The 26,266-nt window shown below is 66.6% G+C and carries 23 protein-coding genes; 14 read left to right on the top strand and 9 right to left on the bottom strand.

The features are described 5' to 3' along the window. Positions 1 to 15 precede the first annotated feature (15 nt). On the top strand, positions 16 to 1,491 hold the full coding sequence (locus tag ACGFNJ_RS04320; protein WP_393443198.1) for an MFS transporter: 1,476 nt from the start codon (positions 16 to 18) through the stop codon (positions 1,489 to 1,491). A gap of 151 nt (positions 1,492 to 1,642) precedes the next feature. Here ACGFNJ_RS04320 and ACGFNJ_RS04315 read toward each other — a convergent pair whose 3' ends face one another. Beyond that, positions 1,643 to 2,317 carry a serine protease gene (locus ACGFNJ_RS04315; RefSeq protein ID WP_393443196.1) on the bottom strand — a complete coding sequence of 225 codons (675 nt, stop codon included), beginning with the start codon at positions 2,315 to 2,317 and terminating at the stop codon, positions 1,643 to 1,645. A 560-nt stretch (positions 2,318 to 2,877) separates the two neighbouring features. On the opposite strand from ACGFNJ_RS04315, the gene ACGFNJ_RS04310 reads away from it, so the two are divergent. The 9 genes from ACGFNJ_RS04310 to ACGFNJ_RS04270 all read left to right on the top strand — a co-directional run bounded on the left by ACGFNJ_RS04310 (position 2,878) and on the right by ACGFNJ_RS04270 (position 12,473). Continuing rightward, positions 2,878 to 3,696 carry an ABC transporter permease gene (locus tag ACGFNJ_RS04310; RefSeq protein WP_393443194.1) on the top strand — a complete coding sequence of 273 codons (819 nt, stop codon included), beginning with the start codon at positions 2,878 to 2,880 and terminating at the stop codon, positions 3,694 to 3,696. Next, on the top strand, positions 3,697 to 4,560 hold the full coding sequence (locus ACGFNJ_RS04305; RefSeq protein WP_393443192.1) for an ABC transporter permease: 864 nt from the start codon (positions 3,697 to 3,699) through the stop codon (positions 4,558 to 4,560). A 7-nt stretch (positions 4,561 to 4,567) separates the two neighbouring features. Continuing rightward, positions 4,568 to 6,061: an MlaD family protein gene (locus tag ACGFNJ_RS04300; RefSeq protein ID WP_393443190.1), complete on the top strand. Its 1,494-nt coding sequence runs from the start codon at positions 4,568 to 4,570 to the stop codon at positions 6,059 to 6,061. Then, the gene (locus ACGFNJ_RS04295; protein WP_393443188.1) at positions 6,058 to 7,107 is read left to right on the top strand and encodes an MCE family protein; all 1,050 of its coding nucleotides are present in this window, start codon (positions 6,058 to 6,060) and stop codon (positions 7,105 to 7,107) included. Before ACGFNJ_RS04300 ends, ACGFNJ_RS04295 begins: the two co-directional genes overlap by 4 nt. Then, complete coding sequence (locus tag ACGFNJ_RS04290; RefSeq protein ID WP_393443757.1) at positions 7,107 to 8,105, top strand: MCE family protein; 999 nt, start codon at positions 7,107 to 7,109, stop codon at positions 8,103 to 8,105. The genes ACGFNJ_RS04295 and ACGFNJ_RS04290 overlap by 1 nt, the downstream gene beginning before the upstream one ends. Beyond that, positions 8,102 to 9,205, top strand: a complete 1,104-nt coding sequence (locus ACGFNJ_RS04285) for an MCE family protein (protein WP_393443186.1) — start codon at positions 8,102 to 8,104, stop codon at positions 9,203 to 9,205. The genes ACGFNJ_RS04290 and ACGFNJ_RS04285 overlap by 4 nt, the downstream gene beginning before the upstream one ends. Before the next feature lie 8 nt (positions 9,206 to 9,213). Continuing rightward, entirely contained in the window at positions 9,214 to 10,302 is a 1,089-nt protein-coding gene (locus tag ACGFNJ_RS04280; protein WP_393443184.1) for an MCE family protein, read from the top strand. Next, positions 10,299 to 11,477, top strand: a complete 1,179-nt coding sequence (locus ACGFNJ_RS04275) for an MlaD family protein (protein ID WP_393443182.1) — start codon at positions 10,299 to 10,301, stop codon at positions 11,475 to 11,477. The genes ACGFNJ_RS04280 and ACGFNJ_RS04275 overlap by 4 nt, the downstream gene beginning before the upstream one ends. A 132-nt stretch (positions 11,478 to 11,609) precedes the next feature. Further along, positions 11,610 to 12,473 (top strand): hypothetical protein, encoded by an 864-nt coding sequence (locus ACGFNJ_RS04270; protein WP_393443180.1) that lies wholly within the window; start codon positions 11,610 to 11,612, stop codon positions 12,471 to 12,473. Positions 12,474 to 12,675: 202 nt separating this feature from the next. Here the strand turns inward: ACGFNJ_RS04270 and ACGFNJ_RS04265 are convergent, their stop codons facing one another. From ACGFNJ_RS04265 to ACGFNJ_RS04230, 8 genes are all read right to left on the bottom strand, one after another. After that, positions 12,676 to 13,248, bottom strand: coding sequence for a ribonuclease H (locus tag ACGFNJ_RS04265; protein WP_393443178.1), 573 nt, complete (start codon positions 13,246 to 13,248; stop codon positions 12,676 to 12,678). 10 nt (positions 13,249 to 13,258) lie between these two features. After that, the gene (locus tag ACGFNJ_RS04260) at positions 13,259 to 13,729 is read right to left on the bottom strand and encodes an SRPBCC family protein (protein WP_069167180.1); all 471 of its coding nucleotides are present in this window, start codon (positions 13,727 to 13,729) and stop codon (positions 13,259 to 13,261) included. 251 nt (positions 13,730 to 13,980) lie between these two features. Continuing rightward, the gene (gene lhgO, locus ACGFNJ_RS04255; protein ID WP_393443176.1) at positions 13,981 to 15,159 is read right to left on the bottom strand and encodes an L-2-hydroxyglutarate oxidase; all 1,179 of its coding nucleotides are present in this window, start codon (positions 15,157 to 15,159) and stop codon (positions 13,981 to 13,983) included. A gap of 58 nt (positions 15,160 to 15,217) precedes the next feature. Next, positions 15,218 to 15,901: a hypothetical protein gene (locus ACGFNJ_RS04250; RefSeq protein WP_393443174.1), complete on the bottom strand. Its 684-nt coding sequence runs from the start codon at positions 15,899 to 15,901 to the stop codon at positions 15,218 to 15,220. Positions 15,902 to 16,265: 364 nt separating this feature from the next. Continuing rightward, positions 16,266 to 17,057, bottom strand: a complete 792-nt coding sequence (locus ACGFNJ_RS04245; protein WP_393443172.1) for a TIGR03084 family metal-binding protein — start codon at positions 17,055 to 17,057, stop codon at positions 16,266 to 16,268. Positions 17,058 to 17,165: 108 nt separating this feature from the next. Then, entirely contained in the window at positions 17,166 to 18,521 is a 1,356-nt protein-coding gene (locus ACGFNJ_RS04240) for a hypothetical protein (protein WP_393443170.1), read from the bottom strand. A gap of 135 nt (positions 18,522 to 18,656) precedes the next feature. Next, a complete protein-coding gene (locus ACGFNJ_RS04235; RefSeq protein ID WP_393443168.1) occupies positions 18,657 to 19,697 on the bottom strand; it encodes a PrsW family intramembrane metalloprotease in 1,041 nt (346 codons plus the stop codon). After that, complete coding sequence (locus tag ACGFNJ_RS04230; RefSeq protein ID WP_393443166.1) at positions 19,697 to 20,230, bottom strand: hypothetical protein; 534 nt, start codon at positions 20,228 to 20,230, stop codon at positions 19,697 to 19,699. The genes ACGFNJ_RS04235 and ACGFNJ_RS04230 overlap by 1 nt, the downstream gene beginning before the upstream one ends. 224 nt (positions 20,231 to 20,454) lie before the next feature. Here ACGFNJ_RS04230 and ACGFNJ_RS04225 point away from each other — a divergent pair, with 224 nt between their 5' ends. The 4 genes from ACGFNJ_RS04225 (at position 20,455) to lon (ending at position 26,197) form a co-directional block, all read left to right on the top strand. Continuing rightward, a complete protein-coding gene (locus ACGFNJ_RS04225) occupies positions 20,455 to 21,015 on the top strand; it encodes a dihydrofolate reductase family protein (RefSeq protein WP_393443164.1) in 561 nt (186 codons plus the stop codon). Between the two features lie 97 nt (positions 21,016 to 21,112). Then, a complete protein-coding gene (locus ACGFNJ_RS04220) occupies positions 21,113 to 22,795 on the top strand; it encodes an ATP-binding cassette domain-containing protein (protein WP_393443162.1) in 1,683 nt (560 codons plus the stop codon). A gap of 163 nt (positions 22,796 to 22,958) precedes the next feature. Next, entirely contained in the window at positions 22,959 to 23,597 is a 639-nt protein-coding gene (locus ACGFNJ_RS04215) for a hypothetical protein (RefSeq protein ID WP_393443160.1), read from the top strand. A gap of 194 nt (positions 23,598 to 23,791) precedes the next feature. Beyond that, positions 23,792 to 26,197 carry an endopeptidase La gene (gene lon, locus ACGFNJ_RS04210; RefSeq protein WP_393443755.1) on the top strand — a complete coding sequence of 802 codons (2,406 nt, stop codon included), beginning with the start codon at positions 23,792 to 23,794 and terminating at the stop codon, positions 26,195 to 26,197. Positions 26,198 to 26,266: the final 69 nt, after the last annotated feature.

Here is a 26,266-nt window from a genome sequence, read left to right as displayed (position 1 = left end):
GATTATGTTGAGGCAGTGAGCAGCACTGAACTACCTCGGCTGAAATCGGCGTCCGGCCGTTGGATTCTGCTGGCCACCATCCTCGGTTCGGCGGTGGCCTCGCTCGACGCGACCGTGGTGAACATCGCCCTGCCGCGCATCGGGGAGTCGCTGGACACCGATGTCGCCGGGCTGCAGTGGACGTTGAACGGCTACACGCTGACGCTGGCGTCGTTCATTCTGCTCGGCGGCTCGCTCGGCGACCGGCTCGGCAGGCGCAAGGTGTTCGTCTGGGGCACCATCGGTTTCGCGCTCGCGTCGGTGCTGTGCGGCGCCGCGATGAACATCGAGATGCTGGTGTTCGCGCGGGTGCTGCAGGGCGTGGCGGGCGCGATGCTCACCCCCGGCAGCCTCGCGCTGATCTCCTCGTCGATCGATCAGCGTGATCAGGGCGCGGCGATCGGCCTGTGGTCGGGCTTCGGCGGTATCGCCGGAGCGCTCGGCCCCTTCCTCGGCGGCTGGCTGATCGATCTGGCGGGCTGGCGATCCATCTTCTTCCTCAACGTGCCGCTTGCGCTCGTCGTCGTGCTCGTCGCGCTGAAACATGTGCCGGAGAGCCATGATCCGAATGCCACCACCCGGCTGGACGTGCCAGGCGCCTTCGTGGTCGCCCTCGCGCTCGGCGCGCTGACCTTCGGCCTGATCGAGACCATGCCGCTGCTGCTGGTGGCGGGTCTGGTGCTGCTCGCGGCGTTCGTGGCGATCGAGCTGCGCAGCGACCATCCGCTGGTGCCGCCTTCGCTGTTCAGCTCGCGGGTGTTCACCGCGGCCAACCTGGTCACCCTCGCGGTCTACGCGGCGCTCGGCGGCGTCTTTTTCCTGCTGGTACTGGAACTGCAACTGGTGGCGGGCTATTCACCGTTGATGTCGGGTGTCGCCACCGTGCCTGCCACGCTGGTGATGCTGGTGCTCTCTGCGCCCGCGGGCCGGTGGGCGCAGCGGCACGGCCCGCGCCTGCCGATGACGTTCGGCCCGCTGCTCGCCGCGGGTGGCATCGCGCTGCTGCTTCGGCTCGGGCCGGACACCACCTATCTCACCGATGTGCTGCCCGGCATCGTTGTCTTCGGGCTCGGCCTCTCGGTGCTGGTCGCGCCGCTGACCGGGGCGGTGCTCGGCGCGGTGCCGTCGAGCGAGGCAGGCATCGCGTCCGGGGTGAACAACGCCGTCGCGCGCACCGCGCAACTGCTCGCGGTCGCCGCGCTGCCCGGTCTTGCCGGAATCTCCGGCGCGCTCAGCGATCCCGTCGCCTTCGACAACGGCTTCGCCAAGGCCATGTGGATCTGCATCGGGCTGCTGGTGGTCGGCGGTGTGCTCGCGGGCGTGCTGCTGCGGCAGCCGCGCCGGGCCGTCCCCACCTTGGACACCGTCGACTGCCTGCCGCAGTGCGCGGCCGCCGCAGGCCCCGCACTCGCCCCGACGCGCACGGAAGCCCCTGCCGGGCAAGAAAAATGAGCGGGCCCGAGGGGCCCGCTCATTCCACGTGATTTCGGGAGTACATGGGTAACTCCCTGGGTACGGGCTGACTCACCCGTTCCCGTACCGCCGCCCGCCACTGTCCCTTCGCGCATCCTGGGTCTGGCGCCAGAATCCGCGAAGCGGCCAATTAAATAGGCACGTAGCCTGCGCCGATGCCGCCACGGTGGTTGATGTCGTCGATGATCGAGGTCATGTTGGTGCCGACCTCGGGGCCGAAGCAGGCGATCGCCAGGTAGGCGTTCACCATGCCGACGAGGGTGTCGCCGATGACGACCGGCGCACCGGAATCGCCCTCCACGACACACATCTGGCTCCATGTCTCCATGTTCGACCCGAAGACGTCGCCGTAGCTGATGCCGCAGGTGTTGCCGGTGGTGCGGCCTTCCTTGCAGACGATCATCGGGAAGGCGGCCGGCGCGCCGAGCCGCGCGATGGACACGTTGCCGATCCGGTTCACCGGGATGATCTTGCCCGGCTCGAATTGGATGATGGCGTAGTCGAGATCGTGGTTGGAGTAGACGAACCGGCCGATCACGCCTGCGCCACGGTTGGCCTCAGCAAAAACCTCGGCACCGGGGTCACCGCAGTGTCCCGCGGTCAGTCCGACCAGTCGACCGTCCCTGTCGTGGCCGACAGTGGTGACGGTGCACTCGAATTGGTTGTCGATGATGATGCCGGAACCGCCGCCAACGACCGGCGGGCCCGGCTCGGCCTGCGCGGCCCCGGCGCTGGTTCCGAGCAGCGCCGCACCAAGGGCTACGGCGAAGGCAGCATTGGCCACCTTGGCGAGTTTGCTGAACATGTCCCTCCAGACGTCGGAAGCCCGCACGATATCAATCTGTCGCACCCATCGTGTCAGTATTCGGCTCCGGGTGTGTCATCTACGACAGGGTGTCAACAGCGTCGAGCCTCGATCTTATTTTGGACATAATCGCCGACATGTCCCTAATTGTTACCGATAGCTATTAGCTATGAAGAGGCTGAATGTCAGACTCTACTTTGTCGTCTAGTAGTAGTACAGCCCGTTCTGTTCGGTTCTGGAATCAAATGTGATTTTGCATGAATTCTATCCGAATAAAAGGGCAAGAAGATCAACTGTGGGCGGCCGATTCACCGGTCTGACCTGTAACTTGTTCCAGACAAACCACCCATGTTTTTGGGCCAGAACCCAATGTCGGAGACTTGGTACATAGCGATTCGTACACAGTGACCGTGGTCTATGACTGCAATCACAGGAGGGTGGTGTGTTCTGGCTTACTACGTAGTAAGGTGCGTCAAGCAAACAAGTCGCCGGGGCAGCCAACCGGCGTCGAGAGGGGTTAGCCAGTGCAGTCGACCGAGAGTCCACCAACAGGGTCACGGATGAGTGATGCGGTCGATTGGACCAAGGGTTACTGGACAGACCATCCGAAGGCTTCGCTGGAAACCTTCGGCCGCCAGATCACCATGGGCATCGCCGCGGTTGCCGAGTTGTTCATCGCGATCTTCCGGCGTCGCTTCCCTTTCCGTGAGTTCATCCGCCAGTGCGCGTTCATGTCCAGCGTTTCCGCGGCGCCGACACTGCTGGTCGCCATCCCGATCGGCGTGATCGTCTCCATCCAGGTCGGCTCGATCGCCGGACAGGTCGGCGCGACCTCCTTCATCGGCGCGGCCAACGGCCTCGGCATCATCCAGCAGGGCGCTCCCCTCGTCACCTCGCTGATGATCGCCGGTGCGGTCGGCTCGGCCGTCTGCGCCGACCTCGGCTCCCGCACCATTCGTGAAGAGATCGACGCCATGAAGGTGATGGGCGTCGATCCGCTGCGCAGGCTGGTCGCCCCCCGGCTCGGCGCGGCGATGCTGGTCAGTGTGCTGCTCTGCGGCTTCGTCGTCTTCGTCGGCTTCCTGACCGGCTACATCTTCAATATCTTCGCGCAGAACGGTACCCCCGGGTCGTACATCGGTACGTTCTCCTCGTTCGCAGTCACTCGCGATCTCTTTGTCGCACTGGTGAAGTCGCTCATATTCGGTCTGCTCGCGGCGATCATCGCCTGCGACAACGGGCTGAATGCGCGCGGTGGTCCTGGTGGTGTGGCCAACGCGGTGAATTCCGCGGTGGTGAGTTCCGCCATCATGTTGTTCGGCGTGAACCTGATTATCACCCAGGTGTACAACGCACTGTTCCCATCACAGGTGGTCTGAGTGTCGTCGACTTATGTTCCCCCGCTGCTGCGGCCGTTCCAACAGTTACGCAAGGGTGCGCAGGCACCGGTCGATCTGCTCGCCAAGCTCGGCCACCAGGTGTTCTTCCTGCTGCGCTCGATCGGCTCGATCCCGTTGGCGCTCAAGCACTATCCCAAGGAAGTGTGGCGGCTGCTCTCCGACGTCAGCTGGGGTAACGGAAACCTGGTCGTCGGTGGCGGCACCATCGGCGTCGTGTTCATCCTCAGCGCGTTCGGCGGGATGACCGTCGGTATCCAGGGCTACAACTCGCTGAACCTGCTCGGCCTCAGCCCGATCACCGGCGCGGTCTCGGCATTCGCCACCACCCGCGAACTCGGTCCCTTGCTCGCGACGATCGCCTTCGCCGCGCAGGCGGGTTGCCGGTTCACCGCGCAATTGGGCGCGATGCGGATCTCCGAGGAGATCGACGCGCTGGAGTCCATCGCGATCCGGCCGCTGCCCTACCTGATCAGCACCAGGATGTTCGCCGCGATGGTCGCGATCATCCCGCTGTACTGCCTCGGCCTTGCCGTGGCCTACCTGTCCTGCTCGCTGACCGTTCAGCTGATCGGCGGCACCGCGAGTGGCACCTACTCGCACTACTTCTATCAATTCCTGATACCGACAGACGTGATCTACTCACTGGTCAAGGCGATCTTGTTCGTCGGCATCACCACGTTCATCCAGTGCTACTACGGTTTCTTCGCCTCCGGCGGACCGGAAGGCGTCGGCGTTGCGGCCGGCCGGGCGATCAAGGTGTGCATCATCGCGGTCGTCTTCGCGAATCTGTTCATGACGTTGGCGATCTGGGGCGTCAACCCCGGCATCCGGATCTCGGGGTAGCGGCCAGATGATCATCGATCCCAGTGGGCGTGGACCCACCATGCGACAGCTGCTGCTCGCGGGCGTGGCTGGCCTGATTGTGCTCGCGCTCGTGCTCGGCTTCCTGATGGCGCGCTACACCGGCTATTTCGTGAGCAAGGTGAACGTCATCGCGAACCTGACCACCACCGGTGACGGACTGCCCGCGGACGCGGACGTCAAGTTCCGCGGTGTGCTCGTCGGCGCGGTCTCCGGCGTCGAGGTCGCCGCCAAGGGCGAGCTGCAGAAGGTGCAGATCGAGATGAAGCCGGAGTTCGCCAAGGGCGTCCCGGCCAACGTGACCGCCAGGGTGGTGCCGAGCAACCTGTTCGCGGTCACCTCGGTCGAGCTGGTCTTCAACGGTCCGGCCGATCAGTACCTGCGCGAAGGCTCGGTGATCGAGGAGGATCGCAGCGCGGGCACCATCGCACTGCAGGACACCCTCACCACCGTGCGCAACATCCTCGACCGGATCGATCCGGTGCAGTTCGGTCGCGTGCTCGGCACCTTGTCGCAGGCGCTCGACGGCAGTGGGCGGATGCCGGGTTCCTCGGTGGAGCGGTTGGACCGCTGGCTGCTGTCGGTCGATGAGTCGATCCCGAACCTCGGCGTGATGCTCAACGACTTCTCCAGTTCGGTGCATGCGCTGAACCAGTCCGCGCCGGAACTGCTCGATGTGCTCGGCACTTCGGTGAACACCGCGCGCACCATCGCCGACCGCCGCAGCGAGCTCGTCTCGTTGATCACCGGCACCGGCAACACGGTCGACACCGTCAACAATCTGTTCGCCCGCAACCCCGACGTCGGCAAGCAGGTGACCGCAGGCACGAGCGACATGTTCGGCGCGGTGGCCGCCGATCCGAACTCGGTCACCCAGACGATCATCAACCTCGGCGAGCTGACCCGTCGGATGGGCGCCACGTTCACCTGGGGCCCGCAGAAGCAGCAGGTGTGGAACGCGGGCATCACGCTCACGCCGTACGAGCCGTACACGGTGGCCGACTGCCCGCGCTACGGCGAGCTGGCCGGACCGAGTTGTTTCACTGCGCCCGCGGTGAATCCGTTGCCGCCGTTGCCGGAGAACCTGCGGCCGCGTGCGCTGGAGTCGGCGAAGGGTTTGCCGCCGGTGGTGCCGATGCCGGGTCTGCCGGTGATCCCCGGTGTCACCACGCCGGAGGCGCGGCCCGCCGAGACCGGGATGCCCAGTGCCTCACGGCCGTTCGCGGGCACTCCGCTCGAGGGTCTGTTCCCGCTGATCCCCGGCCTCAGTCCGCCGCCGGCTCCCGCGGCTCCCGCGCCGGAGCCCGCGCCGGTGGCGCCTGCCTCGGCGCGCACACCCACCGCGGGTGCGATCTCCTACCAGGGTGATGCCGCGATCACCGCGCTGCTCGGCCGCACGCCGACCACCGCCGAATATCTGCTGCTGAGCTCGATCTTGAAGGGTGGGACCATGCACGTGCCCGGAAACGGGGCAGGCCGATGAGTATCCGTAAACCACTGATCGGCTTCAGCATCTTCGCCCTCGTGTCGATTCTCGTCACGGTGGTCGTCTGGAACACGTTGGCGCGCATCGTCGACGGCGACACCAACACCTATTCGGCGACCTTCACCGACGTGCTCGGTCTGCACGAGGGCGACGACGTCCGGATGGCGGGCGTGCGCGTCGGCAAGATCGACAAGATCGAGCTGACCCGCGACCAGAAGACCAAGAAGCAGCTCGCGAAGGTGACCTTCGTCGTGCAGCGGGACCAGACGCTCTTCGACGACACCAAAGCCCTTGTCCGCTACCAGAATCTGATCGGCCAGCGGTACGTGGCGCTGGCGCCGGGCAAGGCGCCGAGCCCGGCACAGCTGAAGAACAACGCGGCGATCCCGCTGGAGCGCACCGAGCCGTCGTTCGACGTTTCCGGTCTGCTCAACGGTTTTCAGCCGCTGTTCCAGGCCTTGCAGCCCGAGCAGGTGAACCGGCTCTCGGAGACCTTCATCCAGGCATTGCAGGGTGACGGCGTCTCGCTGAGCGCGTTCATCGTGCAGGCCGCGCAGCTGGCCACCGACTTCCAGCGGCGGGACGCGATCCTGTCCGATGTGATCACCAACCTCTCCGGCGTGATGGCGGGGTTGGCCAAACGAGGTGATGAATTGGAGACCCTGGTGACCCAGACCCGGGCCCTGATCGGCGGGTTGTACGAGCAGGGCCAGTCACTGCAGACCTCGACGGTGCAGATCGCCAACGCGACCAGCTCGCTGGTGAGCATGGTCGGCACCATTCAGCCGAAGTTGCAGACCGCACAGAACTCCACCAGTGCCGCGCTGTCACTGCTGCTCGCCAACGGCGCGAAGCTGGACCAGGCGGCCATCGACCTGCCACACATCATCTCGGCCGCGGGTCGGCACACGTCCGAGGGTGGCTACGCCAACGCGTACCTGTGTGGCTTGGACATCTCGCTCTACGGCGTGCTGTTCCCGCGCGGGTTCATCGACAGCCTCGGTGTCATCGGCAAGTCGCACTCGGCGGTGTGCCGCCCATGATGACGAAGATGAAGGCACGGTTCGACAACAACCGCTATTTCTGGCTAGGCATCCTCGGCGGTCTCCTCATCGTCGCGTTGCTGCTCGCATCCTCCGCGGTCAAGCTGGTCGGTGTCGGCGAGCAGACGGTCAAGGCCGAGTTCTTGCAGGCGGCCGGGATCAAGGTCGGCGACCGGGTGAGCGTCGCAGGCATCACGAGCGGCCGGGTGGACGGCGCGAAGCTCGAGGGCGACCACGTGCTGCTGACGCTCAGCGTCGACAACGGTGTGAAGCTCGGCCCCGACGCACACGCCTCGATCAAGATGGCCACCCTGCTCGGCGCCAGGTACGTCGACCTGAACCCCGGCGACGGTTCCGGCTTGAAGAGCAAGCGAATCCCGTTGTCCAACACCTCGGTCCCGTACAACCTGGCCGATGTGGTGCAGGAGGGCACGCCGAAGTTCGAGGCGCTCGACACCAAAAAGCTCACCCAGTCGCTGAACGTGATCAACCAGCAGATGGGTGATTCCCCGCAGCTGCTCGCACAGGCGCTCGACAGCGTCGGCGCGCTGGCCAAGGTGATGGACAGCCGAAAGGGCGAGGTCGACAGCCTGCTCAAGGACCTGGACCGGGTCACCAAGATTCTCGCCGACAACCGCAACAGCGTGCTGCTGGTGATCACTCAGGGCGAGGCCATCGCCAACCGGGTGATGGAACGCCAGGGCCTGCTGCGTCAGCTGCTCGACAATGTCGCCGCGCTCACCAGGCAGCTGCAGGAGATCGGCGCGCAGAACGACAACCAACTGGGCCCGACCATTCACCAGTTGAACGTCATGTCGGAGGGCTTGCAGAAGAATAAGGACAACCTGGATCGACTGCTGTCCTTGATGCCGCCGACGGTGCGCTACCTGGCGAACTCGTGGGGTGGCAACGGCCCGTACGGCTCGGTCGGTCTGCCATGGCTCTTCCCCGACAACTGGTTGTGCCGCGCCAACGTGATCGAAGGGTGCCAGGGATGAGTACGACCCGGAAGTTCCGGACGCTGGCCAAGCTGGTCGTCGTCAGTGCCGCGGCGTTGGCCGTCGGCAGCTGCTCGCTCGTGCCGACCTCGGTCAACAACGCGCTCGGTCAGACCACGCGGATCACCGCCGACTTCGAGAACATCGCGGGCATCTACGAGGGCAACCCGGTCACGGTGCTCGGGCTCGATGTCGGGAAGGTCGAGAAGATCATCCCGAAGGGCAACCTCGTCGAGGTGCACCTGTCGATCAACAACGACGTCAAGATCCCCAAAGACGCGATGGCCGCGATCATTTCGCCGTCCATCGTCACCGACCGGCACGTCGAGTTGACGCCGGTGTACACCAAGGGCGACACGCTGGCCGACGGCGCGCACCTGCCGCTCGGCAAGACCAAGACGCCGGTCGAGCTCGACACGATGATCAAGACCATCGATCAGTTCGCCGCCGCGCTCAAGCCGGAGCCGGGCACCGAGGGCATCGGCCCGCTGTCCGGCCGGGTGCTGTACCCGATGGTGAACGGCAACGGCGAGAAGATGCGCGACACGCTCAACGCGCTGTCCGGCGCGCTGAAGGTCGGCGTCGACAACAAGGACGCGGTGTCCAGCATCATCATCAAGCTGAACGAGCTGACCACGATGCTGGCCGAAAACGACCAATCGGTGCGGGATTTCAGCAACCGGATGACCCAGCTGACCGGGCTGCTCGCCGAGCAGTCCCCCGGCCTGCAGGCGACGCTGAATCAGGTCAACGACTTCCTGGCCAACACCAGCACCACCCTCGGCCAGTATCAGGGTGAGCTGGCCAGCTCGCTGACCGGGCTGACCAACGTGACCGCCCAGCTGCGCGAAAACGCCTACGGCATCACCGAAGTCGTCGACGTGGCGCCGATGGTCTTCCAGAACGTCGACCGGATCATGAACCGCCAAGGCGGCTACGTCCGGTTGGTCGGTGTCCTCGGCACCTTCCTCTCCGGTGAGATCGTGAGCCTGTTCTGCGAGCGACTCCAGATGAAGGCCGACGGCTGCCGCACCGGAAACGTCCAGGATTTCGGCCCTGACTACGGACTTACCGCCGCACTGCTCGGACTGACGAAATGACATACCGCATGACGATGAAGGCTCGACGCGCGCTGATCGCGCTGGCCGCCGTGGCCGGGGTTGGTCTCACCTCGGGGTGCGGGCTCACGGTCGAGAAGATGCCGCTGCCCAAGCCCGGCCTGTCCGGCGAGTCCTACACCTTGCACGCGGTGTTCGAGAACGCGTTGAACCTGCCGGATCAGGCGAAGGTGAAGATCGGCGGCTCGGATGTCGGGGTGGTCTCCAACATCAAGACCAAGAACTTCCAGGCGATCGTCGACCTGACCATCCGCAAGGACATCGAGTTGCCCAAGGGCAGCACCGCCGAACTGCGCCAGGCCACTCCGCTCGGCGACGTGTTCGTCGCGGTGTCCAAGCCGAAGACCACGCCAGGCGCCGAGATGCTGCGCGGGGGTGACACGCTCGGGCTGGACATGACCTCGGCGGGTGCGACCGTCGAACAGTTGCTGATCTCGCTGTCCATGCTGTTCAACGGTGGTGGCGTCGCCGCGCTCGGCAAGCTGACCGCGGAGATGGACTCCATCGTCGGTGGCCGTGGGCCGCAGCTTTCCCACCTGATCACCGAAATGACAGGTGTGGTCGGCAGTTTGAACAACAACTCGGCCAGGGTCGACAGCGTGCTGAGCGAGTTCAGCGAGCTCGCCAACACCATCGAAAAGCGACGTGGCGAGCTCGGGCAGGTCGCGGACACGCTGCCGCAGATGATCGGCGCGATCGCCGAGAACAACAGGGCCATCGGCGATCTGCTGACCAAGGTGGCGACGACGAGCGCCGCGCTCGGCGATTACGCCGACACGTCGAGCCAGCAGCTGGCCAGTCTGTTGGACAACACCCATCAGCTGATGGCCGCGCTGGCGAAGACCGGGGACAACCTCGGTAGCACGCTCGACGGTCTGAAGGAAATTCGCCCCAAGGTGGATGCGACCTTCCGCGGCAACAGCTTTGCCGTATACGCCACGCTGACCAACCTCGACATCAGCGCGATCACCGACCCACAGCACGGCAGGCTGCAGAACGTGCGGGACCTGTCGGACTTCGTCGGCTCGATGATCCAGGTGTTGCAGGTCGTGCAGAGCCGAGTGGGTGGACACCGATGACCTTCTTCTCGAAGTTGATGCAGCACAAGCTGGTGCTCTCGAGCATCGGCCTGGTGCTGGTGTTCCTGATCGGCGCGACCTACCTGATGGTGAGCATCATGCGGGTCAACCCGTTGCGCTCGAATTACACCGTCACGGTGAACCTGGACCGCTCGGGCGGTTTGCAGCCGGGCAACGACGTCACCCTGCGCGGCTATCGGGTCGGGAAGGTGACCTCGATCAAGCTGACCGACCGCGGTCAGGCGATCGCCGCCGCGGCCGAGATCGAGACCAAGTACAAGATCCCGGTGGACACCGCGATCTCGGTGCAGGCCCTGTCCGGCGCCGGTGAGCAGTACATCGACTTCCGTCCGGCCGGCGATCAGGGTCCGTTCCTGCGCGACGGCGCGGTGATCGCGTACGACGCGGCCAAGATCAAGACGCCGACCCCGGTCTGGTCGGTGCTGGACAACTCCAGCGCGCTCATCGCGCAGGTCGATCCGGACAAGTTCGGCGTGATCTTGCGCGAGCTCGACACCGCGCTGAGCGGTGGCCCAGATCAGTTGCGCGGCATGGTGAACGGCATCAGCCTGGCCATGGCAGGCCTGGACAGCCTGCTGCCGCAGACCACGAACCTGATCGCCAACCTGCGCACCATCACCAACACCACCTCGAACGCGCAGCCCGACCTCGCCACGCTGACCCGCAACTCCGGCACGTTGTTCGAACAGTTCAACAACGCGAACACCGAGCTGCAAAGCGTGCTCGAGCGCGGACCCGGCTACCTGAGCAGCCTCGGCGCGGTGCTGGACAAGACCACCGATCCGATCACCAGCCTGGCCGCCAACTTCGCGGCGATGACGAAGGCGGCGCAGCTGCGCCTGCCCGCGTTGCGTGCGCTGTTCCCGTCGCTCGCACTCGGCGCCGACGCGCTGGCCGTGCCCGCGCACGACGGCGAGTTCCACGCGATGATCGACATCTGGCCGCGTCCGTTCTGCACCTACAACAGCACGCGAATCCGCAACGAGATCGTCCAGGACGGCACGATCCCGAAGTGGAACTACTGCGAGAACCCGCCGCCGGGCCAGGAGATTCGTGGCGCCGCCAACGCGCCGCGACCCGATGTGCCGAACAACGGCGCGCACATGCCGCCGGGTGTGGATCCGAACGAACGGACCCTGCCCCCGGTGCGGTGAGTTGCCCCCGGTCCCGCGCCGAATGCGTGGGGCCGGGCATACTCGCCGGGACAACGCGTACGGTTCGCCCGAGATGCGGGCCCGTCAGTCGATCGGTGCGCCCGCGCGCCGGGAAAGTGCAGGTTTGTATCGATGTCCACCGATGACGCCGACACCAACAAAGACGCCGAGACCGCTGCGGACACCTCGGTGACCGAGGGCGACGCGGCCGAGAAGTCCGACGCCGCAGCGTCGGCGCAGCCGGAACCCGCCTCCGCACCGTCGAAGGCGGACGAGGTCGAGACCGCGAAGGCGGACAAGGGCAAGACCGACAAGGTCGACAAGGTCGACACCGCGAAGGCGACGAAACCGGCCAAGAGCACGGACGATTCGGCTCCGTCGGGTCGCTCCGCCTCGCTGCCGTTGATCGCCGCGTTCACCGCGGGCGTGCTCGCGGTTGCCGCGATCACCGCGGTGGTCGTGTTCTTCCTGCAGGGCAAGGACCGTGGCGACAAGCTCGACGCGATCAAGGCCTCGACCGATGCCGCCTGCACCTTCGGCAAGGACGTGTCGATCTACGACTACTCCAAGAACCTCGACGACTACTTCACCAAGGTGAAGGCAGGCGCGAGCGGCGAATTCCTCAAGGAGTTCGGCGACGCGACCAGCGCGCTCAAGGACGCGATGGTGCAGGCACAGGTGAAGTCGTGGGCCGACGATGTGCAGTGCGGCTATCAGTCCGGTGACAAGACCGAGGCGAACGTGCTCGTCACGCTCACCCAGTACCGGACCAACTTCACCCAGACCAACCCGGAGCGGCAGTTCGTCGTGCTGATCGCGAAGATGACGAAGTCCGGCGACAAGTGGTTGGTCGAGAAGCTGGATTCGCCGCTGCTCAAGGGCGCAGGCACCGGATTGCCCGGCACCCCGAACGCTCCTGCCCCGAACGCACCCGCCCCGAACACCCAGCCCGCGCCCGCCCCGAGCGCACAGCCCTCGCCGCAGCCGGGCAACTAACCCGAAATCCGCACCCCCTCCGCGGATCCGCACTCCCTCTGGACGCCCAGAACCGGTGCGGATCCACGGAAGGGGTGCGGATTCGGCTGGCTCCGAGCGCCTCCGGCGGTGGGCCGAGCCACCACCGCCGGAGGTCATTCGGGCAGTCGGACGTTCCCGCCCTTACCGACTTCTTCGGCCTATCGTCCTGCCGCTGACGAGATCAGAACAGCGTTAAAGCCTGTGGCGCCGACGGCGCGGCCGCCTTCCCCGCGGCCTTGTCCACTGGCGCTTCCGGCGCCGTCGGCGGTTCTTCCACAGTCACCGCGGGGATTTCCGCGGTGTTCGCCTCGGCGACGGCGGCCGAGACGGCCGCCTTCCGAGCCGCTTCACCGGCAAGCGCGTCGGCCTGCTCGTTGAAGTAGTTGCCGACATGTCCACGGACCCAACGGAACCGGACGGGGCCGGGTCTGCTGGCGATCGCCTTGTCGATCTGCCGGATGAGTTCGACATTCTTCACGGCGCCACCGCTGGAGGTGCGCCAGCCGTTGAGCCGCCAACTGGAGATCCACTCCGACGCGCATTTGATCGCGTAGAGCGAATCACTTTCGATCAGCAGGGGTTCGGAGCCGGCGTGGGCGAGGATCGCCTCCAGCACCGCGCGTAGCTCCGCGACCTGATTGGTGCCGGACGCGGCACCACCACTGCCCGAGGAGCCCTGATGATTGACCCAAGCCCAGCCGATAGCGCCGCCGGGGTTGCGGAGGCAGGATCCGTCGGTGCTCACGATGATCATGGCTGGCACCCTACGCAATCCGACCGACAAGATCGGTACCGTGGAATTCTTCTATCTCCCTTCGCAATTGGGACTCGGTGCGGCGGAGCGCCGATTTCACGGCGGCCTCGACCAGACCGGCACAGAGTCGCCCCGCCAAGCCGCGTGGGGGGCTGTACTCCGCCTCGGACGTCAGCACCGACCGCCCGTAACCGAGCGGATCGAAGCGCAGCGTGAGGGTCCCGGACAAACGCCCACGCAGCGTATACCCGATGACCACGTTGCGACGATATTCGGTGACCTCGCATGTCATCGTCGAGCGCCAGAACCCAAGTCGCGCAGTCAGGGTGAACATCGCGCCGAGTCCTTGGTCGAGCTCGCCGTCGGGCTCGAAGCCTGCCACCGCGAACATCCAATCGGGGACGAACAGGTGGTTGTCGGTGTAGGCGAAGGCGACTTCGACCGGTGCTCCGACGTCACTCGCATACTTGATGTGGCCCATGGGCCCTCCCTGCCTGAATCGGCGGCACTCGTGCGCCCTTCGTGGGTACGCGAGCTGTCTCCTTCGGGCTCTGCTCGCGGCGCTGGGTTCCACGACGCGTTAAAAGTACTACAGCTCTCCTCTTTATTGGGGGAGTTGCGCGGAATTTGGTGTGGTGCTCTTCCACATGAGCTACCGGCCGGTTGCTTGGTAGCTGGCGCAGGTCAGCCAGCAAATCCGACCAACGAGTTCGATATTCGTCCGGTGGGTGATCAGAGTTGATCGACGATGTGTTCGGCGATCGGCATGGCCGAGGTGGCCGCGGGGGACGGGGCGTTGAGCACATGGACGGACCGCGGCGTGCGTTCGATCATGAAGTCGTGCACCAGAGTTCCGTCGCGCAGCACCGCCTGCGCACGGATGCCCGCCTCGCGCGGTCGCAGATCGGCGAGCGTCAGCTCGGGGCAGTACCGACGGCATTCGGCCAGATACCCGCGCTTGAACAGGGAATTGCGCAGCTCCCGCAGTCCGGTGCGGACATTGGCCACGGCCACCCGGTGCACGCCGGGATAGCCGAGCACCTCGCGGGCGTCCCGCGCACACACGCTGCCCTTCCGATAACCCTCCCGCGCCAACCCGAGCACCGCGTTCGGGCCGACGGTCAGCGCACCATCGATGGTCGGGCTCAGATGCACCCCGAGAAACGGCAGCGCGGGATCCGGGATGGGGTAGATCAGCGTGCGGACCAGCCCGGCCCGCTCCGGCGGCAGTTGGTAGTACTCGCCGCGGAACGGCACGATCCGGAAGTCGGTGCGCAGCCCCGCCATTCGCGCCAGCCGATCGGCCTGCAAGCCGGCGCACACCACCAGCGTGCGGGCCGTCCACGATCCGGTGGGCCCGGCCGCGGTCACCGAGGTATCGCTCTCGCTGAGCGAGGTGATCTCCGCGTCGAGCACGAATTCACCACCCGCGACGCGGATCTCGTCGGCCAGCGCGGCGGTGATCCTGGTGTAGTCGACAATCCCGGTGTCCGGCACGAACAGTGCTCCGACACCTGTCACCCTCGGCTCACGCCGCACCAGCTCGCGCGCGTCGATCAGCTCGACCTTCACCCCGTTGCTGACCGACCGTTCATGCAGCGCGAGCATGCGCGCGTGCTCGGCCGCGTTCGTCGCGACGAGCAGCTTGCCGCACTCCGCGAACGGAACATCGTGCGCCGCAGCGAATTCCTTGGTCCAGCCAGCCCCGCGCCTGCACAGCCGAGCCTTCAGGCTGTCCGGCGGATAGTAGATCCCGGAGTGAATGACGCCGCTGTTGTGCCCGGTCTGGTGGGTGGCCAACGCTGCCGACTTCTCCACCAGCACCAGCCGCGCGCCGGGACGGCGCCGCAGGATCTCATGTGCCGTCGCCACCCCGACAATGCCGCCACCGATCACGCAGAAGTCGTACACAGGAAACGACAGTAGTTCCTCGCGGACGGTTACCCCTATGGTAACCAGCGGTTTTCGGTCAGACTTCGCGTGCGGGTGCGGTCTCGACCTGGTTGTCAGGCGTGGGCTGCTCGGCTCCGGTGATGTCGGGAGCGGGCTGTGCGCCCGCCTTCGGCGCCGGGTTGCGCGGCACGCGCAGCGTGCGTTCGTTGTGCGCGGAGTCGGTCAGGACGAGCACGACTTCGCCGGTGCGCGTGTCGAGTTCGGTGCGCAACCGGGTGGCGCCGGTCTGGTTACCCTGGACCGGATCGGACGACAACTCGGCCGCAAGCACGGTGAAGACGTTGGTGCCGAGGGTGAGCGTCACGGTGTGGTTCTGCCCGTTGGCGACCTGCGCGTCGACATAGGTGTTGCCGAACAGCACCTTTCCGCCGATGGCGGTCGGTGCCGCGGTGCCCGCCTGCGTGCCGTGTCCCGAATCGGCATGCGCCCCGCCGATGTCCGCGCCAGGGCGATGGAGCGTGAACAGCACCGGCAGTTCGAAACCGCCCGCGGTCAGCATGGTGTCCTCGGCCCGCGAATCGGGTGCAGCATTCCCGGCCGGTGGTGCCGCGGGTGCGGCGACGTTCCCGCCTGCCCGATCGGCATCGGCGATCTGGTGCACGACGTAGGAGCCTGCGATGACGGTCAGGGTGAGGCTGGCGGCACCGGCGAACACGACCGCGGCGTGCCTGGCGATGTGGGCAGACCGATGTGTTCTCACGATGCGTTCCTCTCCCTGCGCCTCAGCTCCCATGGCTTGTGCAGGCCCGCATCGTTGAAAGCCATACGTTAGTCCAGGTTACGGTGCGGGCGACGGGAGCGCCGCTTCCGGGGACCAGAATCACAACTGCGCCCGAATCCGTGGGGCAGTTTATGTTTCTAACAGCTCACGCCGGGGTAAATAATTCTCTAGCTGGCGAGCGTCATCCTCGACTGCCACATCGAGACACCCGGCCAATGGCGTCCGGCCGACACGAACGGCGCACCCAAGTGTGGCGCTCGCCCGCTCCCGAATCTTCGGACGCTATCGGGTACGACGACGGTCGGATGCACATCCGGCCGTCGTTGGTGTGTGGCGTTGGGTGTCAGGCGAACTGGCCCGCGGCCCGGCCTGTGCCGGTAGGTCCCGCGAACGCCTGGGCGAGGGTGAGCCAGGTTTCCGCGTCCGGGCCCACCGCCTCGACGGTCAGGTCGTCGCGATGACGGCGCTGAGTCACCAGTAGGCAGAAGTCGAGGGCAGGCCCGCTCACCCGTTGCTCGGCGTCCTCGGGACCCCAGGACCAGATCGTGCCGTCCGGTGCGGTGAGCTCGACCCGGAATTCGTTGTCCGGCGGGGTCTTTCCGTGCACCGAGTAGGCGAAGTTCCTGGTCCGCACGCCGAGATGGGCCACCGTGCGCAGCCGTGCGGTCGGGGTCCTCGTCACGCCGAGCGCGTCGGCGACATCTTGCCCGTGCGCCCAGGTCTCCATGATGCGGGCCGAGATCATCGATGCCGCGCTCATCGGCGGGCCGAACCAGGGCAGCTTGGTCCCGGCGGGCACGGCGCGCAGCGCGTCGGTGAGCGCCTTGCCGCCGCGATGCCACCGGTCGAGAAGCTCCGCGGGCGCCGCGGTCGATGCCTGCTCGGCGGCCTCGTCGACGAAGGTCAGCGCGTGCGGCGCGGCCTCGGCGACCAGCTGCCCGAAGCGGTCGGCATCGGTGGCGGCCAGCGTCGCGACCTCGTCGGTCCAGGCCAGGTGGCCGATCTGATGGGCGATGGTCCAGCCGGGCGCGGGCGTTGCACCGGCCCACTCGGCGGCGGGCAGCGGGGCGACGAGTCGTTCGAGGTCGGCGCACTCGTCGGCGAAATCGCCGAGCAGCGCTTCGAGGTCAGCCATCAGTTCCCTGTCCTAGGTGCGTCGGTTTCGCCGATTCAGCATCGCAGCGGCCAGAGAAAAATGCAAGCACGCGTGCTTGTATTTCTGGCACCGGTCGAGAGTGGCCGCTCACCAGCCGAAAACGAGCAGATGCGCGGCGCCGACGACCAGCCCGAGCACCGCGCCGTGCAGATAGAGCAGCCACGCGTCCTGCTCGACCGAGGCATAGAACATCTCCATGAACTCCCCCGGCGTCAGCTGCCGCAGCTTGCGCGCCGCGAACTCGTCGATGGTCTTGGCCTGCGCCTTGGTGAATTCCTCGTCCTCGACCAGACTCGGCGCCAGCCCCACCGCGGCGCCAGCCGCACCGACCTTGAGGTTGTCGAACTGGCGGCGCCCGAGGGCCGCGCGCACGAACGAGGTGGTCGGGCCGAGCTGGCGGTGGATCTCGTCGGAGATGAGCCGTTCCAGCAGCTGATGGGTCTTGTCGCCGTTGGGCCCGTCCAGCAGTTCCTTGGACAGATTCGGCAGCGTCAACACCTGATGCGCCAGGATGTGCGCGAGGTCGGTGGCCGCCTGCGGTTGCCGCTTGGCCAGCAGCGCCTGCTGCCACAGGTACCTGTACCAAGGCTCCGGATCGCCGGGCTCGAACACCATCTTGACCGCGATGACGTTGACGAGCACGCCGATCGCGGCGGAGGCGAGCAGCACGATGACCCACCCCGGCACCCAGCCGAACACCGGAATCTGGTGGTGCACATGCATATACAGCGCGAGCAGCAGGCCGAACGGCGCGCCGAGCAGCCCGATCCTGACCATGAAGCGCAGCTCGGGCGCCGCGATCGTGGTGGTCAGATCCTTCAGGATGTCGGGATTGTCCTGCAGGTACCGGATGACGAAGCTCTTGATGTCGATCAGCTGGTCGACGTTGTCGCCGAGCGACTCGAACGCGCGCCGCGACAGCGCGGGCATCTCCCGATCGATCCGCTGATAGATCACCTGCTTGGCGGCGCGCGGGACGGTGCGCCAGATCTCCGGGTTCTCCCGGTACATCAGCTCGTCGACGAGCGGCTGCACCTGCTTGCGGGCCAGGACCGCGAGGTAGTCGGCGATGCCGTCGAGGTCGAGTTCGTGGATGAAATCGCGCGGGCTGCCGATCCGCATCAGCGCCTTGTCGACGCAGATGCTGGCCATTTTCTCGGCCCGCGCCGGAATGAAACCCTGGAAGCCGAGTTCGCGCCCGTCGCCGGAGAAGGTCGGCAGCACCTGCACCCTGCGCGGAAAATAGGGGTAGAGCAGGTGTAGCCCCGGAATCCGGATGCCACGAAATCGCACCGGCCAGAACAGCATCAGCACGCCGGTCCAGTTCGTCAACCAGCCAGCCAGCGCGGCGAAGATCGGGAACGTGATCAGGTCGACCACGAACTTCGACTGACCTGTCATTTCCTCCCAGTCGATGAACACGCCTGCGGCGAGTGAATTCATCGGTGGGGTCCCCCTAGGCTGAACCGACGGAACCGTCGGTATGAGATATCTGGTCCACAGATTGTCATTGCGCCGGATCGAGTGTCAACGCGGCCCGGAACACGATCGAGGACCCAGCCAGGTGATCACCGAGCGTCACGGCGGATAGCGGATACCCGAGCGGGCGCCTGCCTCCTGCACCCAGTCGAGCAGTACCCGCTGTCGTCGCCGTTGATCACGCCGATTGCGCGGACCGTCCAGCCGCTCCGCCGCGCGGGCCCGCCGTCTGCTCCGGTGCGAGATCAACGTGCTCAGCTCGCCCGCGGGTGCGATACCGCGCGCCACCGCCCAGGCGACCACGGCGCGGAACCAGTGCCGTTCGGTCTGCACCACCCACCCGTAGACCACGGCGAAGATCAGGACGTACAGCAGCGTGCGCGCGAAGATCGAGCCGACCGGGATACTCGCCGGGCTCGGCGCGTCCCAGCCGAAATGCAGTGCGGCGCCGAGTAAATAGAACACGGCGAACACTTGGGCGCGCCGCTTGCGCGACCAGTCCGAGCGGGTCGTCGCCAGCACGATGCCGATCCCGGCGAGCGCGGTGAGCAGCCAGTGCGAGGTGATGCCGGTCAGCAGTCGCAGGATCCCGACGAGGACCGCGTTAGACGAATCATCCTGTGCGGAAAGCAATCCGGCGTTGGCCTCATAGGTGACGTCCTCGACGACCTGGAAACCGAGGCCGGTGCAGCCGCCGAGCAACAGGCCGTGCATCGGCCGATTCAGCAGCGGCTTGGCGAGCCAAGCGACCGCGAAGACGCCGATGCCTTTCACCGCCTCCTCCACGATCGCCGCGGAGATCGGCGCCTGCCAGTCGCCGGCGAACGCGTCGCCTGCCAGGTTCTGGATGACCCGCATGTTGTGATCGTTGGCGTACATGGCAATTCCGGGTCCGGCCAATGCGCCCCACAGGAATCCCATGACGAGTGGGCCCCGAATCGGTGCTCGCGCGCGGAGTCGGTCCAGCTGACACAGCAGTCCACCGAAGACGGCGAAGGTCGCGAGGGTGAAGGGCAGCCCGGCCAGGATGTCGCGCCAGGTCAGCGCCGCGACCGGGGCGATCTGAACGACGAGCGCTGCCAGCCCGAACGTGGTGACCAGGCAATACACCCAGAACAGCGGCGATTTCGGCTGGATCATCACCGCACCCGCAGCGTGTCGAGGATCGGCATGAGTTCGGGCAGCGTCGCGTCGTCGCCCGCGAGCACCAGCGTCACCGCCAGGTTGTCGTTGCCGACGATGGCGCACACCCCGGCCTGCGCGGCGCCCCGGCAGGTCGGTCCGCCGAATCCGTTCGGCGTCTTGATCTCACCACCGTCGAAGTAGGCGTCGAAGCCTTGCACGCCAAGCACTTTCAGTCGCCACGCGGCGGCGCCGGGAAAGTCCGTCACGCCGTCGAGCACGCTCACCACCAGCCGGGAACCATCGGGCGCGCCGAGCACCGCGGTGCTGTCGTCCCCCGTCGGACGGCGTTGCCAGCCTGCGACGCCGGCGAAGCTGACCGAGTCGGGCGCAACGCCCGGCGCGGTCAACACGATCTCGGTGCCCGGCGCGACCGGCGTCTCCCTGGTCGGCACGAGCGCGGCGAGCGCCGACGGGACCGCGATCAGCGCACCGACCACCGCAAGGACCAGGACGGCCGGCTTCCACTCCGTGCGGCTCGGCATGCTCATGCCTGTGCTCCCTCGGCGTGCTCACTCGTTGGCGCTCCCCTACCGAGAAACTGCCACCGACCAGCGGTGCAGCCGGCTCCACGATAAAGGAGACCGCGCGGATCCCGACGGAACGCGGCCGCTGCGCAAAAGACCGTAAACAATCCGTAAACCGGGTCGAGCAGAGTGAACTCACACCAAGAACGGCGGCTGAGAATCAACCGCCCCCTCGAAAGGAACACCTCATGCGCAAGCTCCTGCTCCAGGTCCAGACCACCGTCGACGGCTACATGGGTGGCCCGGCGGGCGAAATGGATTGGATGTCGTTCAACTGGTCGCCGGACGTCGGCAACTACATCGCCGCGATGACCGCCGATGTGGACACGATCGTGCTCGGCCGCAAGCTGGCCGAGGGATTCATCCCGGTCTGGGAGTCGCGCCCCGAGCACGAAGACGACAAGACGATCGACTGGATGATCAACACCCCGAAGGTCGTCATCTCCGAGAGCCTCACCGAATCCCCATGGGCGAACGCCACCGTCGCCAACGGCGACATTGCCGAAACGATCAAGAAGCTCAAGGCCGAGCCCGGCGGTGACCTGATCGTCTACGGCGGCAGCACCCTGGTCACCTCGCTGATCGCGGCGAACCTCATCGACGAACTCCACCTCTTCGTCAATCCCGTCGCCATCGGCGCAGGCATTCCCGTGTTCGCCGCGGGCGCCTACACGCCGCTGCGCCAGGTGGCCGCGACTCCTTTCGAATGTGGCATCACCGCAATGCATTTCGCGCCGCGCGAATCCTGAGCGGGCGGCGGCGGTCGCCTGCCCGCTCCGGCAGGGCAGGCCACACGGCCACGAAACCGAGTTGCAGCGGCGGTATCGCTGCTGTTGTCTGGGAACAATGGCGCACATAGATGTCACCGATGTCGACTACTTCCTCCCCGACGGGCGTCAGCTGCTCAACGGGGTGAGCTTTCGCATCGGTGACGGGGTCAAGGCCGCCCTCGTCGGGCCGAACGGCACCGGCAAAACCACCCTGGTCCGGATCATCGCCGGTGATGCCGCCGCCGACGAAGGCGCGGTCACGCGGTCGGGGTCGCTGGGAGTGATGCGGCAGTTCATCGGTCAGGTGCGCGACGATTCGACGGTCCGGGATCTACTGCTCTCCGTCGCCCCGCCCGCCATCCAGCAGGCCGCCGCGGCGCTCGACGCCGCCGAGAACGCGCTCATCGAGCAGGACGAGGAGCGCACCCAGCTGGTGTACGCGCAGGCCCTTTCGGACTGGGGCGATATCGGCGGGTACGAGATCGAGTCGTTCTGGGACACGGTGACCACTGCGGCCCTTGGCATTTCGTTCGACCGGGCGAAGTGGCGGGCGGTGCACACGATGAGCGGCGGCGAACAGAAGCGGCTCGTGCTCGAGGCCTTGTTCGCCGGGCCCGACGAGCTGCTGCTGCTCGACGAGCCGGACAACTACCTCGACGTGCCGGGAAAACAGTGGCTGGAACGCACGATCAGCGCCTCGCCGAAGTCGGTGCTGTTCGTCAGCCACGATCGGGAACTGATCGCCAACGCGGCCGGGCGCATCGTCACCCTCGAACCCGGTGCGAGCGGTGCGATGTCCTGGGTGCACGGCGGCGGGTTCGCGACCTATCACCAGGCGCGCGACGATCGCAACGCGCGGCTGGAAGAACTGCGCAAACGCTGGGACGAAGAGCGGGTCAAACTGCGTGCGCTGGTCTTGCGGCTGCGGGAGAAGGCGAAGTTCAACGACGGCGTCGCGGCCCGCTATCAGGCGGCCCAAACCAGGCTCGCGAAGTTCGAAGAGGCAGGTCCGCCGGAAGCAGTTCCGTTGCGGCAGAACGTGTCTGTGCGCCTGCACGGTGGCCGCACCGGCAAGCGCGCCCTGGTCTGCACCGACCTCGAGCTCACTGGTTTGATGCGTCCCTTCACCACCGAGATCTGGTACGGCGACCGCCTCGCGGTCCTCGGCTCCAACGGCTCAGGCAAGTCGCACTTCCTGCGTCTACTCGCGGCGGGTGGCACCGACCCGGACACCGAACATCGTCCCATCCAGGCGCTCGACCTCGCCCCCGTGCCGCACACCGGCACCGCGACCCTCGGCGCCCGCGTCCGGCCCGGCTACTTCGCCCAAACCCATTCGCGCCCAGACCTTTCCGGCAACACACTGCTGGAAATCCTGCATCTGGGCAACGAGCACCGCGACGGCATGGGCCGGGAGGCGGCGAGCCGCGTCCTCGACCGTTACGGCTTGGCCCGCGCCGCCGAGCAGCGCTACGACGATCTCTCCGGCGGCCAGCAGGCCCGCCTGCAGATCCTGCTACTCGAGCTCTCCGGCGTCACCATGCTCCTGCTCGACGAACCCACCGACAACCTCGACCTGCACTCCGCCGACGCGCTGGAACAGGCACTGGCCGAATTCGCGGGCACCGTCATCGCGGTCACCCACGACCGCTGGTTCGCCAAGGCCTTCGACCGCTTTCTCGTTTTCGGCTCCGACGGCAACGTCTACGAGAGCGAAACGCCGGTATGGACCGAAGCCCGAGTAGAACGCGCCCGCTGAGTTCTGGCGTAACTATTCAGTAGCTCGGCGCACAGTGCGTCTGTCTGATTCCGTGCGCAGAACGTGGTGTTCGTCACGAGATCGCTGTATCTGATCAGGCGAAGTTCGCAGTACCGTGTCACTGCCATACGGAAGTAACTCAGCTGTCGAACGAGGTAGGGCCATGGTCAAGCGGATACGTGCACTTGCCGTCATATTGCTGGCCACCGTGGCCTGCCTGGCGGTGGCGCCCGCCGCGGGTGCTGATGAATCCGGCGCGGGCTCTTCGGCTGCCGGCGCGTTGCAGGCCGACGGCCGGTGCGTCATAGACCGCGCCAACCCCGCCGTCACGGTCGACTCGTTGCGGTTCCACTGCACAACCGCACAGGCAGACGCGCTCTTTCTCGCTGCGGCACCGGGCGAACGACCGCAGGGCCGCCAACGTTTCTGGGTCCTGCCCGCAGTCCACGTCCTCGGAGCGCCCATCCCCTACCCCTTCGGCCGGGCGTGGGCGGCATCGGAAGGCGTTCTCGGCGACTCCCTGACCTTCGCCCCCGGCCCCGGCAAACGGGACTGGTGCTACAAGAACTACCGCGTCGGCGGCCAAGACACCGGCGGGCCGGTCGTCCCCGGCCGCTCCTACGCCGACAACAAACCGTCCTGGACCATCGACTTCTCCGCCGACTTCGTCGGTGTCCCGATCAGCTACCACGAGTTCCGCCAGATCGCCCCCGGCGTCTGGCTCGGCTGGTCCTACTTCCTCCAGGGATGGAACCCCAGCCCAGACCTCCCCATCCACGGCAGCTACGTCATCACCGAGTAGCGGCCCTTCGACTCGTCGGCACCGTCGATGAAGGTCAACTTCTTCGCCCTCAGCGAACGGTGGGTGGATGCGGAACAAAGCAGGTGGGGGTGGGGTTGAGTTGGTATCGCTCAACTTTTGGAAGGGTCGAACTCGTGACTACACCTCAGAACTTGCCGGTGCTGTTCCTGACCGATCCGATCGTGCTGCCGGGCATGGTCGTGCCCATCGAACTGGACGAATCGGCGCAGGCCGCCATCGACGCCGCGCGCGCCGCGAAGACCGAGGCCGTGCTGCTCGCGCCGCGGCTGACCGAGGGCTATGCCTCCTACGGCGTGGTCGCCACCATCGAACAGGTCGGACGGATGCGCGGCGGCGCACCGGCGGCCGTGCTGAAGGCCGAGCGGCGCGCCAAGATCGGCCACGGGGTCACCGGCCCCGGCGCCGCCCTGTGGGTGGAGGCCGAGCCGGTCGAGACACCCGCGGCGGACGGCAGGACGAAAGAGCTTGCCGCCGAATACAAGAAGCTTGTCGTCTCGGTGCTGCAGCGCCGCGAGGCCTGGCAGATCATCGATGCGGTCAACCAGCTGACCGATCCGTCGGCGATCGCCGACACTGCGGGGTATGCCCCGTACCTGTCGAACGAGCAGAAGCGAGAACTGCTCGAAACCCCCGACGTCGTCCAGCGGCTGCAGACCCTGATCGAGTGGACCAAGGACCACATCGCGGAGGCCGAGGTCACCGAGAAGATCAGCGACGACGTGCGCGAGGGCCTGGAGAAGAGCCAGCGCGAGTTCCTGCTGCGCCAGCAGCTCAACGCGATTCGCAAGGAACTCGGCGAGGACGAGCCGGACGGCGCCGACGACTACCGCACCAGGATCGAGCAGGCCGATCTGCCGGAGAAGGTGCGCGAGGAGGCGCTGCGCGAGGTCGGCCGGTTGGAGCGGGCCAGCGATCAGAGCCCGGAATCCGGCTGGATCCGGACCTGGCTCGACACCGTGCTCGAACTGCCCTGGACGGTGAAAACCACCGACAGCACCGATGTTTCGGCGGCGCGCGCGGTGCTCGACGCCGATCACCACGGCTTGGACGAGGTGAAGGACCGCATGGTCGAGTACCTGGCGGTGCGGTCCCGGCGGGCCGCGCGTGGCCTCGAGGTGGTCGGCGGCCGCGGCTCCGGCGCGGTGCTCGCGCTGGTCGGTCCGCCCGGCGTCGGCAAGACCTCGCTCGGTGAGTCGGTGGCGCGCGCCATGGGCCGCAAGTTCGTCCGGGTCGCCCTCGGCGGCGTGCGCGACGAGGCCGAGATCCGTGGTCACCGGCGTACCTATGTCGGCGCGCTGCCCGGCCGGATCGTCCGCGCCATCAAGGAGGCGGGTTCGATGAATCCCGTTGTCCTGCTGGACGAGATCGACAAAGTCGGCTCGGATTTCCGCGGCGATCCCGCGGCCGCGCTGCTCGAGGTGCTCGATCCGGCGCAGAACCACACGTTCCGCGACCACTACCTGGATCTGGATCTCGACCTGTCGGATGTGCTGTTCATCGCCACCGCGAACGTGATGGAGACCATCCCCGGCCCGCTGCTGGACCGGATGGAATTGATCACCGTCGACGGCTACACCGAGGACGACAAGGTCGCCATCGCTCGCGACTTCCTGGTGCCGAGGCAGCTGGAACGCAACGCGTTGACCGCCGACGAGGTGACCGTCACCGACGCGGCGTTGCGTGAGATCGCCGCGAACTACACCCGGGAGGCCGGGGTGCGGCAGATGGAGCGCCTGATCGCAAAGGCGTTGCGCAAGGCGGCGACTCGCCTGTCCGAGGGCGGAAACGTCTCGACAGCAGACGAATTCGACGCGGTGGTGGCGAATCTCGGCTACGACCCCGACCTCGGCTACGACGCGCTGGTCAAGTCGGAGAGTGCTGCGGCGCCAGTGGATTCCGGCACCGAGAGCAAGTCCCTCACCATCGATTTCGGTGATCTGAAGGACTTCCTGGGCCGTCCCCGCTTCACCCCTGACTCGGTGGAACGCACCGCCGTGCCGGGTGTGGCGACCGGTCTCGCGGTCACCGGACTCGGCGGCGATGTCCTCTACATCGAGGCCAACGGCGCGGAGGGTGAGCGCTCGCTGACGCTGACCGGTCAGCTCGGCGACGTCATGAAGGAGTCCGCGCAGATCGCGCTGACCTACGTGCGCTCGCACCTGGAGGAGATCGGCATCGAGGCGTCGGTGCTCGATCGCAATATCCACGTGCACTTCCCGGCGGGCGCGGTCCCGAAGGACGGGCCGTCGGCGGGCGTGACCATGGTCACCGCGCTGGTGTCGCTGGCACTGGGCAGGCAGGTGCGTGCCGATGTCGGCATGACCGGCGAGGTCACCCTCAACGGTCGGGTGTTGCCGATCGGCGGCGTGAAGCAGAAGCTGCTCGCCGCGCAGCGCGCCGGGTTGAAGACGGTGTTCATCCCGGCCCGCAACGAGCCGGACCTGGACGACGTCCCTGCCGAGGTGCTTGCCGCCCTGGATGTGCGTCCCGTTGGTGACGTGGCCGAGATCTTGGCCTACGCCATCGAGCCGGTCGCCGAACCGGCGTTGGACGGCCCGGCCTTCGCGGCCACGGCCTGACCTGCTCGACAAGGGCCGGGTACCTACGGGTGCCCGGCCTTTCGGCATTTCTGTGTGCTTGTAATCGTC

The organism is Nocardia sp. NPDC049149 (assembly GCF_043197455.1).
Classification (GTDB): domain Bacteria; phylum Actinomycetota; class Actinomycetes; order Mycobacteriales; family Mycobacteriaceae; genus Nocardia.
Note: the sequence above shows the minus strand (reverse complement) of the source record. Positions and strands in the feature narration are given on the sequence as shown.

Bases quoted from the DNA above. Each gene is read 5' to 3' on its own strand.
- ACGFNJ_RS04315 (WP_393443196.1), bottom strand. From the start codon at position 2,317: ATGTTCAGCAAACTCGCCAAGGTGGCCAATGCTGCCTTCGCCGTAGCC.
- ACGFNJ_RS04310 (WP_393443194.1), top strand. From the start codon at position 2,878: ATGAGTGATGCGGTCGATTGGACCAAGGGTTACTGGACAGACCATCCG.
- ACGFNJ_RS04300 (WP_393443190.1), top strand. From the start codon at position 4,568: ATGATCATCGATCCCAGTGGGCGTGGACCCACCATGCGACAGCTGCTG.
- ACGFNJ_RS04295 (WP_393443188.1), top strand. From the start codon at position 6,058: ATGAGTATCCGTAAACCACTGATCGGCTTCAGCATCTTCGCCCTCGTG.
- ACGFNJ_RS04290 (WP_393443757.1), top strand. From the start codon at position 7,107: ATGACGAAGATGAAGGCACGGTTCGACAACAACCGCTATTTCTGGCTA.
- ACGFNJ_RS04285 (WP_393443186.1), top strand. From the start codon at position 8,102: ATGAGTACGACCCGGAAGTTCCGGACGCTGGCCAAGCTGGTCGTCGTC.
- ACGFNJ_RS04280 (WP_393443184.1), top strand. From the start codon at position 9,214: ATGACGATGAAGGCTCGACGCGCGCTGATCGCGCTGGCCGCCGTGGCC.
- ACGFNJ_RS04275 (WP_393443182.1), top strand. From the start codon at position 10,299: ATGACCTTCTTCTCGAAGTTGATGCAGCACAAGCTGGTGCTCTCGAGC.
- ACGFNJ_RS04270 (WP_393443180.1), top strand. From the start codon at position 11,610: ATGTCCACCGATGACGCCGACACCAACAAAGACGCCGAGACCGCTGCG.
- ACGFNJ_RS04265 (WP_393443178.1), bottom strand. From the start codon at position 13,248: ATGATCATCGTGAGCACCGACGGATCCTGCCTCCGCAACCCCGGCGGC.
- ACGFNJ_RS04260 (WP_069167180.1), bottom strand. From the start codon at position 13,729: ATGGGCCACATCAAGTATGCGAGTGACGTCGGAGCACCGGTCGAAGTC.
- ACGFNJ_RS04245 (WP_393443172.1), bottom strand. From the start codon at position 17,057: ATGGCTGACCTCGAAGCGCTGCTCGGCGATTTCGCCGACGAGTGCGCC.
- ACGFNJ_RS04240 (WP_393443170.1), bottom strand. From the start codon at position 18,521: ATGAATTCACTCGCCGCAGGCGTGTTCATCGACTGGGAGGAAATGACA.
- ACGFNJ_RS04235 (WP_393443168.1), bottom strand. From the start codon at position 19,697: ATGATCCAGCCGAAATCGCCGCTGTTCTGGGTGTATTGCCTGGTCACC.
- ACGFNJ_RS04230 (WP_393443166.1), bottom strand. From the start codon at position 20,230: ATGAGCATGCCGAGCCGCACGGAGTGGAAGCCGGCCGTCCTGGTCCTT.
- ACGFNJ_RS04225 (WP_393443164.1), top strand. From the start codon at position 20,455: ATGCGCAAGCTCCTGCTCCAGGTCCAGACCACCGTCGACGGCTACATG.
- ACGFNJ_RS04220 (WP_393443162.1), top strand. From the start codon at position 21,113: ATGGCGCACATAGATGTCACCGATGTCGACTACTTCCTCCCCGACGGG.
- ACGFNJ_RS04215 (WP_393443160.1), top strand. From the start codon at position 22,959: ATGGTCAAGCGGATACGTGCACTTGCCGTCATATTGCTGGCCACCGTG.
- lon (WP_393443755.1), top strand. From the start codon at position 23,792: ATGGTCGTGCCCATCGAACTGGACGAATCGGCGCAGGCCGCCATCGAC.